The 16,227-nt window shown below is 71.9% G+C and carries 10 protein-coding genes; 6 read left to right on the top strand and 4 right to left on the bottom strand.

The window, feature by feature from the left end; all coding sequences use genetic code 11:
• The first annotated feature begins 28 nt into the window (after positions 1-28).
• From VF092_01090 to VF092_01075, 4 genes are read left to right on the top strand one after another with little or no spacing between them, the layout of a single operon-like run.
• On the top strand, positions 29-1,114 hold the full coding sequence (locus tag VF092_01090) for a lysophospholipid acyltransferase family protein (GenBank protein ID HEX6745879.1): 1,086 nt from the start codon (positions 29-31) through the stop codon (positions 1,112-1,114).
• Positions 1,111-2,559, top strand: a complete 1,449-nt coding sequence (locus VF092_01085; GenBank protein ID HEX6745878.1) for a glycosyltransferase — start codon at positions 1,111-1,113, stop codon at positions 2,557-2,559. Before VF092_01090 ends, VF092_01085 begins: the two co-directional genes overlap by 4 nt.
• Before the next feature lie 47 nt (positions 2,560-2,606).
• On the top strand, positions 2,607-3,371 hold the full coding sequence (locus tag VF092_01080; GenBank protein ID HEX6745877.1) for a DUF3108 domain-containing protein: 765 nt from the start codon (positions 2,607-2,609) through the stop codon (positions 3,369-3,371).
• A 26-nt stretch (positions 3,372-3,397) separates the two neighbouring features.
• Positions 3,398-4,402, top strand: a complete 1,005-nt coding sequence (locus VF092_01075) for a hypothetical protein (GenBank protein ID HEX6745876.1) — start codon at positions 3,398-3,400, stop codon at positions 4,400-4,402.
• A gap of 201 nt (positions 4,403-4,603) precedes the next feature.
• Here VF092_01075 and VF092_01070 read toward each other — a convergent pair whose 3' ends face one another.
• From VF092_01070 to VF092_01060, 3 genes are all read right to left on the bottom strand, one after another.
• Positions 4,604-5,530 (bottom strand): DUF5996 family protein, encoded by a 927-nt coding sequence (locus tag VF092_01070; GenBank protein ID HEX6745875.1) that lies wholly within the window; start codon positions 5,528-5,530, stop codon positions 4,604-4,606.
• Positions 5,531-5,609: 79 nt separating this feature from the next.
• A complete protein-coding gene (locus VF092_01065) occupies positions 5,610-6,386 on the bottom strand; it encodes an alpha/beta hydrolase (protein HEX6745874.1) in 777 nt (258 codons plus the stop codon).
• Between the two features lie 103 nt (positions 6,387-6,489).
• Complete coding sequence (locus tag VF092_01060) at positions 6,490-7,323, bottom strand: alpha/beta hydrolase (GenBank protein ID HEX6745873.1); 834 nt, start codon at positions 7,321-7,323, stop codon at positions 6,490-6,492.
• 176 nt (positions 7,324-7,499) lie between these two features.
• On the opposite strand from VF092_01060, the gene VF092_01055 reads away from it, so the two are divergent.
• Positions 7,500-7,778: a hypothetical protein gene (locus VF092_01055; protein ID HEX6745872.1), complete on the top strand. Its 279-nt coding sequence runs from the start codon at positions 7,500-7,502 to the stop codon at positions 7,776-7,778.
• A gap of 117 nt (positions 7,779-7,895) precedes the next feature.
• A complete protein-coding gene (locus VF092_01050) occupies positions 7,896-9,239 on the top strand; it encodes a hemolysin family protein (GenBank protein HEX6745871.1) in 1,344 nt (447 codons plus the stop codon).
• Positions 9,240-9,938: 699 nt separating this feature from the next.
• On the opposite strand, the gene VF092_01045 is transcribed toward VF092_01050, so the two are convergent.
• Positions 9,939-15,404, bottom strand: coding sequence for a multicopper oxidase domain-containing protein (locus tag VF092_01045; GenBank protein HEX6745870.1), 5,466 nt, complete (start codon positions 15,402-15,404; stop codon positions 9,939-9,941).
• Positions 15,405-16,227: the final 823 nt, after the last annotated feature.

Below are 16,227 nucleotides of genomic sequence, written 5' to 3'. Positions count from 1 at the left end.
CGACCGAAAGAAGCAGGACAGCAGATAGATGCAGGACACGAAGCCATCCCCATCCCCCGCCCCACCGGCGGAGGCATCCCCGACGCCCGTCGCGCCCGCCGCGCAGCAGGCGTCGACCGCCGTCGCGCGGCCGGCGCGCGGGGGCGAGACGCCGCGCCACACCGCCGCGCACCGCGTGGAATACGCGCTGGCGCGGACGCTGGAGACCGCCGTCGCAACCCTCCCCGAGCGCGCGGCGGACGCGGTGGGGCGGCGCATCGGGCGGATGGTGTACCGCCTCGGCATCCGCCGGAAGGTGGTGGAGGAGAATCTCCGCATGGCCTTCCCGGAGAAGGACGAGGCTTGGATCCACGCCACGGCGCGGGCCGCGTACGAGCATCTCGGCCGCGAGTCGGCCGCCATCCTCCGCCTCAGCAGGCTCGACCGCCAGGCCATCGTCGACCGCACCGTTCCCGTCGGCTGGGACGAGCTGCAGGAGGCGCTGGCGGAGGGGAAGGGCGTGATCCTCGTCACCGGCCACTACGGCAACTGGGAGATCGCCGCCGCCACCGTGGCCGCGCGCGGGACACCCATCTCCGCCATCGTCCGCCGCCAGGGGAACCTGCTGGTGGACGCGCGGCTCGACGATCTGCGGCGGAATCTCGGCGTGGAGACCGTCACCCAGCGCGAGGCGCCGTCGCGCGTCCCCCGTCTCCTGCGGAAAAACCGGGTGATCGGCATCGTGGGCGACCAGGACGCGCGGCGCGCCGGCGTCTTCGTCCCCTTCTTCGGCAGGCCCGCCTCGACGCACCGGGGGCCCGCGCTCTTCGCGCTGAAGCTGGGGGCGCCGGTGTTCGCCTGCGTGGCGCGCCGCCTGCCGGGGCGCGAGGTGCGCTACGAAGTGAGCGGCCAGCGCGTTCCCGTGGTCCGCACGGGCGACCTGGAGGCCGACGTGCAGGCGCTCACGGCGGAGCTCGCGGCGCGGCTGGAGGGCGAGGTGCGCAAGGCGCCGGAGCAGTACTTCTGGTTCCACAGGCGCTGGAAAAGCAGCCCTACATCGGAACAATCCGCGGCGGAAACGGGTAATTCCGAGTCCGTTTCCGCACCCGCGGACAGCGACCCGGACGACGCGTGATCTACATCTGCATCCCCTCGCTGAACGAGGCGCGCACCATCGGCGTGCTTCTCTGGAAGATCCGCCAGGTGATGGAGGAGTTCCCGCGCGACTACCACGTGCTGGTGCTCGACGACGGGTCCACCGACGACACGCGCGAGGTGCTGGAGCCGTACCGCCGCGTCCTTCCCGTCACCGTGCTGCGCAACGAGAAGACGGGCGGCTACGCGCCGGCGGTGGAGCGGCTGATCAAGGAAGCGGTGCGCATGTCCACCCACCCCAAGCGCGACGCGGTGGTGGTGATGCAGGCGGACTTCACCGAGAGCCCCGACGACATCCCCCACCTGCTCAAGCGGCTGGAAGGCGGCGCGGACGTCGTCGGATCGACGGTGAAGGAGACGGAGGGCGAGCTGCCGCGCAGCCTGCGCTGGTCGCGCCGCGGCCTCCCCTGGCTGGTCTCCCGCGCGCCGCTGCCGAAGGAGATCCGGGATCCGCTCTCGGGCTTCCGCGCGTACCGTGTGTCGGTGCTCAAGCGCGCGCTGCAGGACCGCGACGGCAAGCCGCTGCTGACCAAGCACGGCTGGGCGGCCAACGCCGAGCTGCTGCTGTCGGTAGCCCCGCACGTGCGGCGCGCGGAAGACGCGGAGGTCTCGCTGCGCTACACCCGCCGCGAGCGGCCCACGCGCTTCCGCCCGTGGAGCACCGCGGTGGAGCTGTGGGACTTCGTGCGCAAGGCGCCGCGGCGGCTCGCCGAGGCCCGCGCCGCCGCCGCGCTCCCCGAGGCGCAGCGCCCGCAGAAGCCGGCGCAGCCCGAGCCCGTCGCCGCCGTCGCCGAGCCGCCGCGGCAGCCGAAGCCGCAGCGCGCGCCGGAAGCATCGCCCGCGGCGGGGCCGCCGTCCCAGCGCAGCCGCCCGCCGCGCAACCGCAATCGCGGCCGCGGCGAGCGCCAGCAGGGGGACGAGGGACGCCAGCGTCCTCAGCAGCAACAGCCGCAGGGAGATACGCAGCGCCCGCGCGACCGCGAACGCCCGCCGCGTCCCCAGGCCGAGGCGGCGGATGCGCAGCCGGTCGCCGAGCAGCCGGTGATCGAGCAGCCCGTGATCGACCAGCCGGCCGGCGAGCAGGCGAGCGGCGAGGCGCCGCAGCCGTCCCGGAAGAAGCGCCGCGGCAATCGCCAGCGGAATCGCTCGCGCCGCGCGGAAACCGAGGGGCAGGCGGACGCGGCTGAATCTCCGGACGCCGCCGAGCCGTCTTCTGATGCGGCGCCGGAGCAGCCGGGCGAGGCGCCGAAGAAGCGCAAGCGCCCGCCGCGCCCCCGCCGCCCGCGCCGCAAGCCGTCCGCTACCGGCGGAGAGATCGGCGAGGGCGGAGATAGTGGTGGCGACGCGGCCGGCGGTCCATCTCCCGCATCCAGCGGCGACGCGGGCGGGGGCGGAGGAGGCGGAGAGCCGCCGGGAGAAGGATGAACGGACTCGATCCCCACCGATCGAGAACGACTTTTCGGAGCGACGAGATGCGTCTGGTTCGTGGACATAGATTCGGGGCCGCGGCGGCCGCGCTGGCCGCCGTCGCGCTTCTGGCCGGCGCGGCGCGCCCGCAGGACGCGGGGCGCCGCCTGCCGTTCTCCAGTGGCGAGCGCGCCGACTACCAGGTGCGCCTGGGCGCGCTGAGCGTCGGCAGCGGCTACCTGGAGGTGGTCGGCTCGGAGACCATCGGCGGCGCGCACACGCTGCACGCACGGATGCGGGTGTCGGGCGGCGTGCCGCTGGCGCACGTCGACGACCGCTACGAGACGTGGATCGACACGCAGGGGCTCTTCTCCCGGCGCTTCGTCCAGGACGTGCACGAGGTGCGCTACAATCGCAGCCGCAGCTACGAGTTCGACATCGCGCGCCGCACCTACCGGCGGCTGGACAAGAACGAGACGGGCAGCATCCCCACCGCCAACCCGCTCGACGACCTGTCGTTCATGTACTTCGCGCGCACCCTGCCGCTCGAGGTGGGCGACACGTACACGCTCAACCGCTACTTCAAGGAGAGCGGCAACCCCGTGGTGCTGCGCGTGCTGCGGCGCGAGACGGTCACCGTTCCCGCCGGACGCTTCCGCACCGTGGTGGTGCAGCCCACCATCCGCACCAACGGCCTGTTCGGCGAGGGCGGGCGCGCGGAGATCTACTTCTCCGACGACGAGCGCCGCATCCCCGTGCTGATCCGCAGCCGGGTGCCGGTGGTGGGGTCGCTCACCATGTCGCTGCGCAGCTACCGCGCGGGCTCCTGACCGATCCCCATCGCCCCCGAACGCACGTGACCAGCGACGACGGCCGAAGCGGCGGGTCCGCCTCAGGGAACGCTCCCGAGGCGGACCTTTCGCTGGTGCGCACCCTTCCCGTCTCCACCCGCCCCAACAAGGTGCTGGCCGGGCAGTTCGCCTCGCCACCGCCGGATCGTGACGAGCGCACCTTCGCCGCGTTCTTGGCCTCGCTCCCGCACATCCTCCAGGCCGAGGCCTTCCTCGCCGTCGCCGATGCCGTCGCCGACGCCGTCCGGGGACGCAGGGCGATCGTGTGGATGCTGGGCGGGCACGTGGTGAAGACGGGGCTGGCGCCGCTGCTGATCGACCTGGTGCGGCGCGGGGCGGCCACCCATCTCGCCTCCAACGGCTCCGCGGGGATCCACGACTACGAGATGGCGCGCTGGGGCGGCACCAGCGAGGACGTGGAGGCCGGCCTGGCCGACGGCTCGTTCGGGATGGCGGACGAGACCGGGCGCGACATGAACGCCGCCTTCGAGCGCGGGATGCGCGAGGGGTGGGGGATGGGAGAATCGCTCGCGCACGACCTGAACGAGCGCAACGACCTGGCGTACCCCGAGCTGTCCCTCCTCCTGCAGTCCTTCCGGCTGGGGATTCCGTACACGCTGCACCCCGCCCTCGGCGCCGAGATCATCCACCAGCACCCCGCCGCGAATGGCGCGGCGATCGGCGACACGGGGCACCGGGACTTCCGCCGGCTTGCCGCCGCGCTCCCGGCGCTGGATGACGGCGGCGTAGTGATCAACCTCGGCAGCGCGGTGGTGATGCCGGAGGTGTTCCTGAAGGCGCTGACCGTCGCGCGGAATCTGAATGACGGGCGGCCGCGGAATTTCACCGCGGCGGACTTCGACATGCAGCGCCACTACCGCCCGCGCGTGAACGTGGTCGAGCGGCCGACGAGATCGGGAGGAGGCCGCGGCTTCCACCTCACCGGCCACCACGAGCTGATGCTGCCGCTGCTCGCCTGGGCCATCGCCGAGCGGCTGGACGCGGGGTGAGGCCCTTCGGCGAGGTTCGGACGGGCGGGTAAACCCGCGGCTGGAACATTGGAAAGCCTCGCAAACCGCGCGAGGCTTAGTTTTTCGTCGGCTGGACGGCTGCAGCCCGAGCGCATGTATCCGCCACAGCCTGCGCAGCAGGCTTCCCAATGTTCCAGCCGCGCCTTCAGGCGCCCGGATCGATCTCGGCCCGCCGGTGCATCATCCCCGCTCCAGCGCCGCCCGATCCCATCGCGCCAGCTCGGCGGCGGCTTCGTAGGTGGTGTCGAGGAAGGCGTGGAGGGCGGCGTCCGGGTCCGCAGCGGTGCGGACGGCGTCGTAGGGGAGGATGAACTCGCCCCAGTCGGGCGACCACTTCGCGGCATCGGGGCGCGCCTTCCACTCGCCGAACCCGTCGGGGGCGGGGTAGGCGTAGGCGTAGAAGATGGCCTCGCGCATGGGGCCGCCGCCGGGCCAGAAGCCCGCGCTGCTGACCTCGTGCGAGTACGCCTCGCGCGTCACCGAGTCGGCGACGTTCGGCGCGCCGGGGTGCGGCGGCGCGCGGCGGCCGCTGAAGCGCGTGACCGCCAGGTCGAAGCTCCCCCAGAAGAAGTGCACCGGGCTGCACTTCCCCAGGAACCGGCCGCGAAACTCCGTCATCACCCGCGTGCTCTGCGCCAGCACGCGCCAGAACCGGTGCGCGTACTCCGGATCGTACGACGCGTGGACGGTGTCCTCCGCGAAGGGGATCGGGTCGGCGATCTCGACGGGGACGGGCCAGATCCGCACCTCGATCCCCAGCTCGCGCAGCCGCGCCATCGTCTCCGCGTAGAAATCGGCCACGGAGCGCGGCTCCAGCCTGAGCGTGCGGGCGCCGCCGTGGCTGCAGGCGATCACCAACTCGTGCGAGACGAAGTCGAACTCCATCTCGAACGTCCCCGCCTCGCCGTACGCGATCGCCGAGGTGGTCAGGCCGCGCGCGGAGACGTAGAGCGGCACGTGCCACCAGTGGTTCACCGGCGGCGCCAGCGCCATCCGCACCTTGCCGGCCACCTGCGTCCACAGGTGCAGCGTGTCGCGCGTCGGCTCCCACGCGTCCAGCGCCAGCGCGGGCCACGCGGTCCCGGCGGGGGATTCGATGACGGTCACGGCAGGATCTCCGGGTGGGGGATGGAGATGGGGGATGCACCGCGTTCTCGCCGCACGACGTGGGCCGGGGCGATGCGGATCACCCCCGCGCCGCCACCTCGCGCAGGAAGGCGACGGCCTCGCGGTTGAAGTCCTCGTGCGCGTCGAAGACGACGGCGTGGGCGCCGTGCTCCAGCTCGATGCAGCGCCCGCCCGGCAGCGCCTCCGCCAAGTCCCGCGCGAAGCCGCGGCGGACGACGGGGTCGTGCTTCCCCAGCACCACCACGCCGGGGCAGCGCGCCCGCCGCGCCGCCGCGAGCGCGTCGTGCTTTCCCGCCGCGGCCCAGGTGCGCAGCCAGCGCGGGATCCCCGCGCGGAAGTACGGCTCGCCGACGGCGGGGATCAGGCCCAGCGGCTCGAACACCGGGTCCATCACGAACCCCGCCGCCTGCCGCAGCCGCCTGAGCGGCGCCGGATCGCCCGTCGGCGCGGCGAGCACGAGGGCGGCCACGCGCTCGGGGTGATCCGCGGCGAGCTGCAGCACCGCCTGTGCGCTCACCGAGTGGCCGACGTACGCCGCCGTGCCGATCCCCAGCGCGTCGGCCCAGCGCGCGACCCACGCCGACTGGTCCTCGACGGAGAGGAAGGGCGGGCCTTCCGTCTTCCCGAACCCCGGCAGGTCCATCGCCAGCACGCGGAAGCCGGCGGCGGCGAGCGGCGGCCCGTTCCGCGCCCAGAAGTCGGCGGAGAGGCCCAGGCCGTGGACCAGCACCACCGGCGGCCCTTCCCCCGCATCGCGGTAGCGCACATCGTAGTCGCCCACGCGCACCCACCGCTCGCGCGTCCACGCGACGGCTGCATCGCCCTCTGCCGTCATTGCATCTCCTGATAACAGAATGTCTCACGCAGAGTCAGCAGGGTCAGCAGTTGAACTGCGCAGTTGACTGCTGACTCTGCTGACTCTGCGTGAGCCCAAAAGATCATTCGCCCACCTCGCCGCCGTCGAGGAAACGCAGGAGGGCGGCGTTGAATTCGTCCGCGCGGTCGATCATGGGATTGTGGTGCGCGCCGCGGATCACCATCAAGCGAGAATCGGGGATGCCGGCGCGGAGCGCGCGGGCGGCGTCCAGCGGCACCAGGCCGTCCTTCTCGCCCCAGAGGATCAGCGTCGGCGCGGTGATGCGTGGGAGGAGCGGGCGCACGTCGTCGCGCAGGATGTGGCGCAGGCCGCGCAGGACGGTAACGGGGCCGGCCGTCAGCGCGTCTCTCCAGATGACGGGGAGGAAGCGCGGATCGCCCCAGCGGCGCGGCGGACCGGTCTCGTACAGCAGCCGCAGCAGCGTCCGCGGCGTCCGCGCCCGCGGGATCCCCGCCGCGTCGACCAGCACCAGGCGCCGCACCAGCTCGGGGCGGGACGCGGCGATGTGGACGGCCAGGTGCCCGCCCATCGAGTGGCCCACGAGGTGGACGGGGTCGGCGGAGACGGAGGCGATCCAGTCGGCCAGCACCTCCGCCGCGGCGGGGACGTCCGGCAGCCGGCCCGGCGCGCGGCTGCGGCCGAAGCCCACCACGTCGGGGACGGCCACGCGGCGTGATACGGCCAGGGCGGGGATGTTGCGCTGCCACCACCGCGCCGAGCCGCTGAGCCCGTGCAGCAGCACCACCGTCTCGCTCCCCGCGCCGGCCTCGACCCGGTGGATGCGGTACGCGCCGGCCTCGCTCCACGCGGCGCGGTACCCCATCGGCACCCACCAGGCGGGGCCGGCCAGCCGCCGCGCGCGCGGCGTCCGGGAGGAACGGCGAGACGGATCCATGCGCCCGGAAACTACCGGACGCACCGCCCCGCGCCATCCCCCGGCGTCCGGCGAAAAAACGGGGAGCAGCAGTTTCGCGGAAGCCCGGAAAGTGTTAGATTTATCGGCACACCTGCGTTCGTACGCTCCACCCTCCGCGCGAGGGTTCGTTTCTTTAGGAAGATGAGGAGGCACGTTTGAGTCGTAACCGAGACCGGGACAGAAAGCCCAGCCGCCCGTCGGTGCTGGACGAGGCGCGCAACGAGCTGTTCTCGCACATCCACCGCTGCGGCGTGCTCCAGGCCACCGACGAACAGCAGGTGGAGTGGATGAAGGATACAGTGGAGTTCCTGTCCGAGCGCTATCCGCAGCTCAAGGACAAGGAGCTGAAGGAGCTGGAGAGCATCGGCCTGCGGTTCTGCCGGCCGGTGATCGTGAACGCTCCGGGCGCCGAGGCCGAGAGCGCAGCGGCCTGACGCCCCACGTGGCGGCGCGGTCGCGGGGGGACCCCACACAGACCCCCGTGAGCCCGCGGCGCCGCGTGCCTGCGGGGTCCCGGTTCGCGGGGCCCCGGGTCACCCCCCAGACATCCGATGGACGACCCCGGCCCGAGTAGTCTCTCCCTTTTCATAGCCCTGGCCCTCGTTGCCGCCAACGCCTTCCTGGCGGCGGCCGAGTTCGCGCTCATCGCGGTCCGCCGCTCCCGCATCGAACAGAACGTCCGCCTGGGCGATCCGCGCTCGCAGCGCGTGCTGCCGCCGATCGAACGGCTGGAAGAGCTGGTGTTCTCGGCGCAGATCGGCCGCAGCACCCTCACCGTGCTGCTGGGATGGTTCGCCGTGGTGGCCGCCGACCGCTTCTGGGGGCCGCTGGGCCTCCTTCCCGTCCCCGCCCGCATCCTCTCCTTCGCGCTGGTCATCCTCCTGCACGCCACGCTGGGGCAGCAGGTGCCCAAGCTGATCGCCGTGAACCGCGCGGAGTGGATCACCGCGCACGTCTCCGTCCCCTTCCTGGAGATCCTGGCGGCGGCGCTCTTCCCCATCACCCGTCCCCTTTCGTTCATCGTCCGCGGCTTCCTGCGCCTGTTCGGCGTGCGCCAGGCCGGCCTGCACCCGCTGATGCAGACCCCCGAGGAGCTGCGCATGCTGGTGACGCACGGGACGGATCCGGGAGAGATCGAGAGCGACGAGCGCGACATGATCCGCGGGGTGTTCGAGTTCGCCGAGACGGTGGCGCGCGAGGTGATGACGCCGCGCACGGCGATGGTGGCCGTGCCCGTGGAGATCACCTTCGACGAGCTGGTCCGCGTGGCCCTCGAGGAGGGCCACTCGCGCTACCCCGTGTACGAGGGGACGGTCGACTCCATCGTGGGCGTGATCCTGATGAAGGACCTCCTCCCCCTCCTCGCGCGGCGCGAGGAGCTGGAGCAGACGGGGTTCGACATCCGCGCCATCCTGCGCCCGGCCTACTTCGTCCCCGGCACCAAGCTGGTGAGCGAGCTGCTGCAGGAGCTCAGGCAGCAGAAGGTGCACCTGGCCATCGTGCTGGACGAGTACGGCGGCACGCACGGGCTGGTGACCATGGAGGACCTGCTCGAGGAGATCGTGGGCGAGATCGCCGACGAGTACGACGAGCCCGAGCCCGAGTTCGAGCCCACCCCCGAGGGCGACGTGCTGATCGACGGCGCCGTGTCGCTGGGCGAGGTGAACGAGCGCTTCGGCCTGCGCCTTCCCGAGGAGGAGTTCGACACGCTGGGCGGCTACGTCTTCGGCACCCTGGGCCGCGTCCCCGTGGTGGGCGACGTCGTTCCCGCACCCGGCGTGGACGGCGACATGGAGCTGCGCGTGGAGGAGACCGAGGAGCGCCGGGTGACGACGGTGCGGCTCTGCCATGTTTCCGCGCGGGCGGTGGAGGAGCCGGCGCCGGTGGCTGAATGAGTGCTGAGTGCTGAGTGCGTGAGTGCGTGAGTGCGTTCGCGCCCGCGCACCGCGCCTACCCGACGTCATCCTGAGGCCGTTGCCGCGCACCAAGCCCACACCGACGTCATCCTGAGGCCGGCCAGACCGTAGCCGCGTCGGTTCGAATGCCTGCAGGCCGAAGGATCTGTGGCCTGTCGCCGCACAGTCGCCGCGGACACGAGCCGCAACCTGACGAAGCCCCTCTCCCGAACGAATCGGGGGAGGGGCTTCGGCGTGTGGGGCCAGCATCCTCCCCGCTGCGCGGGGAGGACCCTCATCCCCCGGCCCCTTCTCCCGACAGCAGGAGAAGGGGAGACCTCAGCGCGGGGAACGGGGTCGGCGCTGGGAGGAAACTTCGTACCCGCCGCCGGATGGCCCCCTCCCCCGGCCCCTCCGCCCGCTTCGCAGGGGAGGGAGAACTTAGCGCGGCGACCGGGGTGGAGTGGAGAGCGGGGCGGGCCGCCACGATTGCGTCGCACGTGAGGCGAGGAGCGCGAAAACGGCTGCACCGCGCGCTCGAAGTTACCCCCTCCCGTTATCGGGAGGGGGTACGCGGCCTCAGCCGCGGGGGGAGGGTCTCACGGGGCCTGCGGACGGGGACAAGAGCCCGGCCCGCGACGTGTCCGCCGCGGGCCGGGGTGAAGGTTCATCGAGATTCGATCCGCCGTCAGCCGTCCGTCAGTTGCAGACCGTGGCGCCGGTCTGCGGGTCGATGGTGCAGCTGCCGGACATCTTCGTCATCGTGGCCCCAGCCGGCGCGGTGGTGCCGCCCGTCGTGGTGGTCGTGGTGGCGCCCGAGGGCGGGACCACCCGCAGGATCCCCCAGATCCCGAAGTCGAACCCGAACGACGCCTGGTCGCGGAACAGGTAGTCGCCCGGCACCCGGTTGATGCTTCCGGCGCCGTGCCGCGGCACCACCTCGAAGTGCTCGCCCGGGCCGTGGCCGTCGCGCGCGCCCTTCCACTCGCTGAAGCGGTTGTCGGCGATGGTGCGCGAGCTGTCGGCGTACGGCTCCTGCTCCCACACGTGCCCGTGCAGCACGAACACGTGGTTGCGCGCGTGCCCCTGCGGCTCCAGCACCCGCAGGCGGATGGAGTCGCCCGCCACCGCCCGGAAGAACGGCGTCTGCGCCGAATCGCCCTTCAGGATGGTGCGGAAGTCCAGGTTGCGCGTGAAGTTGAAGTCGGCGTCGGGCGCGAACCCGCGGCGGAACCACATCGGCTCCGTCCGGTAGTTCAGCCCCTTGGCCCCCGAGTCCTCCGCGTCGTCCTCGCCGCCGATGTTGGGCACCGGCGCGCCGGCCGCGAAGGTGTGGCTCGCGATGCGCGCCCCCGTTGCGCACTCCTTCACCGGCTCCTCGGTGCGCGTGCAGTCGATGGCCGGGAGCGTGGCCGCGCTGCCGAACAGCAGGTTCACGTCGTCCTGGAAGAGGATCACCCCCTCCTTGAACAGCGTGGCCCCGTCGCTTCGGCGGCGGATCACCGCGGCCGCGCGATTGGTCGGGTCCACCGTCCACCTGGTGTTCCGCGGCTCCACGATCAGCCCCGCGATGGCACCCTTGTTGGAGTGCTGGATGCGGTCCGACGAGGTCAGGTTGATGGCCCCGAACTCGGCCGGGGTGGCGCGCAGCTTGTTGCCGTTCCCCACCGGATACACGGTGCCCGCGTACCACTGGTACCAGCGGTACTCGCCCGGCAGCACGGTGGTGTTGCGGTTGGCGCCCACCGCCGAGCCGTCGGAGAACTGCACGTCGAGCGACACCAGCTGCGCGTGCAGCCCCACGCGCGCCGAGGGGCGCACCTGGTTGGCGTTGAACTGGTCCACGATCATCGGCAGCGTGTTGAACCCGTTGGTGTCGGGCAGCACGCTCGGCAGCCGGTTGCGCAGCCGCACCAGCACGCAGTCGCCCGCGTTGGCGCGCAGCACCAGCGGCTCGGGGTTGCGCGTGAGCTGGCCGTTGCTGAGATCGGCGTCGTACACGTAGACCACCGCCGTCGGGTCGTACAGCGGCCCGCCATTCGTGGTCCGCGGGTTGTAGACCAGCCGCCCGCCCGGCAGCTTCGACGCCGGGATGGCGCTGATCTCGAACAGGCGCAGCGGCGCCACCCGCGGACACACCCCCCAGAAGCCCACGTTGCTCGAGCCGGGCTGGCTCTTGTACTCGGTGGTACTGGTGGTGGTGGCCGCCGACATCGACATCGTGGCCCCGCTCTGGGTGGCCGGCGCCACCGTGTTCCCCGTGGGCGACAGCGACTTGGTCCCCGCGTTCGGGTCCGTCGAGAGCACGGTCTCGGTACCGGTGTCGGGGTCGTACTCGAACTGGTCGTAGTCGATCCCGCCCTGCGCGTCGTTGCCGTACCCCGCCTGCACGCTGTCGGACGAGGTGGCCACCGCCGTGGCCATCCGCGTGGCCACGGGGCCGCTGCTCGACGGCGAGGTGGCGTCGGCCGTGGCCACGCTCCCCTTCCACGTGGTCGAGTCGTCGGGCACCGGGAACTGCGTCTTGACGGTGAACGAGTTGTAGCCGTCGACGGTGGCCAGACGCCCCGCGGCCGCGTCCTTCTCGGCCGCGTCGCGGCTGCTGGAGACGGGGCGGAAGTCGTCGAGCCGCGCCAGGTCCTTCCGCGGGGTGCGGTAGGCGCGGATGATCCCCCACTGCCCCACCCACTGGTCGTCCACCGCGCTGCCGCCGCGGTAGTGGAAATCGGCCACGCTGTCGCGCCGGTTGGACATCAGCGGGCTGAGCGCGAACTCGTGCCACTCGCTGATCCCCGCCATCTGGCTGGCGCGGAAGCCCGAGTTGGGCGCCAGCCGCTCGAACAGCCAGCGGGTGCCGTTGATCCCCCAGTTGTGCCCTTCCTCGTGCGCCCCCACCAGCAGGCGGACCAGGATGCGGTCGTCCTCGTAGGTGCGCAGCAGCGGGGTGAAGGGGTCGCGCGGCTGCTCGCCCACCCGCTGGCCGTAGGGCCCGAAGGTGTTGAGCCGGGCGTCGCGCCGCACCACGCGGTTCCAGTACGCCAGCGACAGGTCGCCGGTGCTGTCCGCCGGCTGCGCGTTCCCCGTGGGGTTGCGGACGCGCAGGGCCACCGGCTCGTTGCGGTAGTTGATCAGCATCATCCCCGGGTCGTCGGCGGAGATGATCTCGGGGCACCCCAGCGCCGCCGACATCCCGTTGGGGCACACGCCGGTGCCCCGCGCGAACGGCGGGCGCAGCAGGTAGGGCAGCCCCACGTCGTCGCGGCCGGGGGGGTTGATGGGCGGCGTGCGGCCCAGGTTCCCCACGAACCCTTCCGCGCCGTAGGCGAGCGAGAAGTCGGCGATCTGGATGCCGAACTCGCGGTACGAGCGGTTGGGGGTGGCCGTGTAGAGGATGTCGGCGCGCCAGCTGGTCGGCCCGCCGTCGAAGCGCCCGCCGAACGTCGCCAGCGTCTCCGGGTCGCGCCACACCGTCCCCGAGTCTTCGGGAAGCAGCCCGGCGTACAGCCCCACCTGCTGGTGCGTGCTGGGCCCGAAGTGGTCGTGCGTGAAGATGGTGGGGAGCGGCGTGGCCTTCCCGCCGCCGCGCGGGACGGGGTCCACCCACCAGCGCTGGATGTTCTCCTGCGCCCCCAGCCAGGCGGGGTTGCCCTGGAAGCCCGAGTAGGGGTGGTACCTGGCCACGGGGCAGGCGTTCGTCCCGTCCCTGGCATCTCCCGAGTTGAGCCCGGTGCACCCGTTCTGCCTGCGGATAGCGCGGATGACCTCGCGCACCGCGTCGGGGCTCAGCGCGCCGTCCTCGTAGTTCCACCCGTTGGCGGCGCCGTCGGACGAGGTCACGTCGAACTTCACCAGGTGGATGTGCTGCCCGATGATGTCGGTGGGCGTCTGCACCTGGAAGTCGTCGACGTTGTACTCGGCCGGGATCAGGTTCACCAGGTGGTAGGTCAGGCACGAGCCGTTGCGCGCGCGGAAGAAGAACGGCTCGGGCGCCTTCGTCTGCGCGATGAAGGCGTTGACGTCGGCCCACAGGCCGAACATGCGGTGCTGGCTGAACGACCAGTTGGCCTTGTTGTAGAAGGCGGTGATCTGGAACGAGGCCGCCTTGTAGTCCAGCGAGTCGCCCATGCGCACCCCGCGGATCCCGCAGGGGTCGGCGAAGGGCGCGCCCCAGGTAGGCGGCAGGCCGTTGGTCTCGAACGTTCCCGTGGTCAGCCAGCTGTCGGCGATGGGGCCCGGGTACCCCAGCCGCGCGTGGAAGCGCATGGCCACGCGCTCGTCCACGGTGCCCGTGTCGGGGAGGAAGTTGACGGTCAGCAGCGAGTCGTGCTTGCTGAAGTCACGGGTGTTCAGCGCCGGGAAGGTGCTGACCCCGCCGGTGACCACGTGGCGCTTCAGCCCGCCGTCCCACGCCAGGTCCAGCGGCGGCTGCGGCGGCCGGTGCCCGGCCACGCCGGGGATGTAGAAGGGATACCCCTTCATGCTGTCGGCCGGGAGCGGCGCCAGCGCGTAGGTGGGGATGGGGACGACGGCGGGGATCGGCGTCCCCGCGGCGATCTCGCCGTCGGGAAGCGCGCGGCTTCCCGGGGCGGGGCGGCCGTCGGTGCCCAGCACCGTGCCCCCCTCGAACACGTCGTGGTTGCGCCACAGCCCCCACATCCCCTGCGCGAAGTGGGGATAGAAGTGGCAGTGGAAGATGGCGTCGCCCGGCGTGTCGTTGCGGTTGCCGCCGCCGCCGTAGGTGATCTCGTAGGTGAAGCCCGCGCCCGGTCCGATCGCCTGGCTGTCCTTGTAGTTGGAGAGCGAGTCGTTCGGCGTGTTGATCCACTGGTGCGCGTGCAGGTGGAAGATGTGGTGCTCCTTGGGCCCCGCGTGAAGGTTGCGGATCTTCACGTGGTCGTTCACGTAGCTGTGGAACACGTTCGACGGGTCGTCGGGATAGAGCGCCTTCGTCGCCCGCGGCCCCGGCGCCGGCGGATGCGCCGGGTCGAAGTCGGCCGCCGCGGGGATGTCGACCACCATGGCGGGGTCGCCGACCGCCCACGAGGAAAGGAAGAACTCCTCGAACTTGCAGTCGTTGCACCGCCACATGGGGCCCAGCCCGAAGCGGTTGGCCAGGATCTCGGCGCCGATCCCGCCGGTGCCGTAGTTGATGGCGAAGGCGTCGCGCCCGCCGTGCAGCGTGTGCTTGAAGGTGGTGCTGTCGAAGATGGGGTTGAACGCCTGCACCAGCCCCACCTCGTCGTGGAAGATCACCGTGTGCTCGCGGAAGGGCTTCAGCCGCTGCGGATAGACGGGCACCCCGGGGTTGGGATACGCCGTGGCGGCGAAGTTCCCGCGGTTGGGGCCGGTGATGATGGCGCTGATGTCCGACCACACGATGGTGTCGCCCTTGAGCATGTTCAGGATCGGGCGGCCGCTCAGCGGGCCGGACAGGTAGCGCCTGGTGTAGTCGATCTTCGGGTAGCCGTTGACGAACTGCGGGTTCCCCGAGGCGTCGAGCGAGGCCAGCCGCATGTCCTCGGCGGTCACCTGGCTGCGGTAGTACTCGGCGCCGGGCGGCTCCACGTTCACCGCGCCGAACAGCCCGCGGCCGATCTGCCCGCCGTCGCCCTCGCCGCCGGTCATCTGCGCGGCCGAATGCAGGAGGTAGGTGCCCTCCTTCTCGGCGAACAGCGTGTAGGTGATGGAGCTCCCCGGCTCCACCAGCGACGAGGGGTTGGCCTGCACGGCGCTGCCGTCGTCGGAGATGGTGTTCACCAGCTGCATCCCCACCACGTGGATGGAGACGGCGCGGGTGGTGTCGGGGTGCGTGCCGTTCTGCGGCGACAGCAGGTTCCGGAGCGTGATCCGCAGGCACTCGCCCGCGTTCACGCGCAGCACCACCGGGCGCGGACGCCGGCCGTCGCGCAGCCGCGCGTCGCCGGTCGTGGCGGCGCCGCCGCTGCTGGACACCACGTCCTGCTCCAGCGCGAAGAGCAGCGCGTCGGGCGCGTTGGCGCCCAGGCGGTTGTACCAGATGAACTGCTCCAGCGCCACGACCTTGGCGATCTTGGTGCGCGTGCACTGGGCGTGGAGGGGAACGGCCCCCGCGAGCGCGAGCAGCAGCGCCAGTGCCAGGCGTGCCGCGCCGCGCCACGGCGGCAGGGGTTGGGGAGCTCGTCGCATGGGCGTCCGTCCTGCCGGTGATGTGTGGGTTGCAGCCGGGTAGGGCCCCCCGCGCTCCGGCACGCGCGGCGGCACGCGGGCTCCGGGCGGCGCGCGTCCGCGCGCGCGTGGTGGCGCGGGATGCGGACGGCGCGGCACGCCGGGTCGGCTGCACGAGCGGGAGCCGGGCTGGCGCGCGGGTGCCGGTGCGCGGGAGGGTCCGGCGGCGCGCAAAGGCAACCCGTGTTCCAAACTGATGTTTTACGACAAGTTGTTGACGATGAGCAGGATGGGCCGCGATGTGACATTTCGTTGACGCGGCGATCATGCACAGATCATGTGCACGGGCGCCGTCGCAGGCACAGGATCTGTGTATCGGGGGAGAGCGTGAGGGTGAAGAAGGGTGGGGCCATCAAGGTGGGAAATCGAGATGTGATAAAGAATTAGCAGCACATTCGCGTCTCCGGATTCCGAATGGATGGAGCCGCGGCGCGCATCCCGATGACGGGCGAATGGACGGCGCCGACATTGCCGCCGCGCCTCCGGGACGGGAGGGCCGTCGTCCGCGCGGACGGATGACCGGGGAATGACCGGATATCGCTACAAAAGAGATAATTTTCGGATGATGATGAAGGATCGGAGTGTGCCGCGGCATTGCGCCCTCCCCGGCTCGCCCAGGCTCGCCACCCCTCCCGTACCGGGAGGGGTAGGGGTGAGGACACTCGCGCGGGCGGCGGAGGCTGGCCCCCTCCCCCGGCCCCTCCCCGCTGCGCAGGGGAGGGGAGAACTCAGCGCGGGGCGGGACTTCGCGTGAGGGATGCGCGCCCGGAGGGCCGGGACCCGC

Origin of the sequence: Longimicrobium sp., assembly GCA_036377595.1 — a bacterium.
In the GTDB taxonomy this organism is placed as follows: Bacteria; Gemmatimonadota; Gemmatimonadetes; order Longimicrobiales; family Longimicrobiaceae; genus Longimicrobium.
This window is presented reverse-complemented; position numbering and strand designations above follow the sequence as displayed.

Excerpts from the sequence above, each read along its gene's own strand:
- VF092_01060 (HEX6745873.1), bottom strand. The coding sequence starts at position 7,323 with ATGGATCCGTCTCGCCGTTCCTCCCGGACGCCGCGCGCGCGGCGGCTG.
- VF092_01050 (HEX6745871.1), top strand. The coding sequence starts at position 7,896 with ATGGACGACCCCGGCCCGAGTAGTCTCTCCCTTTTCATAGCCCTGGCC.
- VF092_01080 (HEX6745877.1), top strand. The coding sequence starts at position 2,607 with ATGCGTCTGGTTCGTGGACATAGATTCGGGGCCGCGGCGGCCGCGCTG.
- VF092_01065 (HEX6745874.1), bottom strand. The coding sequence starts at position 6,386 with ATGACGGCAGAGGGCGATGCAGCCGTCGCGTGGACGCGCGAGCGGTGG.
- VF092_01045 (HEX6745870.1), bottom strand. The coding sequence starts at position 15,404 with ATGCGACGAGCTCCCCAACCCCTGCCGCCGTGGCGCGGCGCGGCACGC.
- VF092_01090 (HEX6745879.1), top strand. The coding sequence starts at position 29 with ATGCAGGACACGAAGCCATCCCCATCCCCCGCCCCACCGGCGGAGGCA.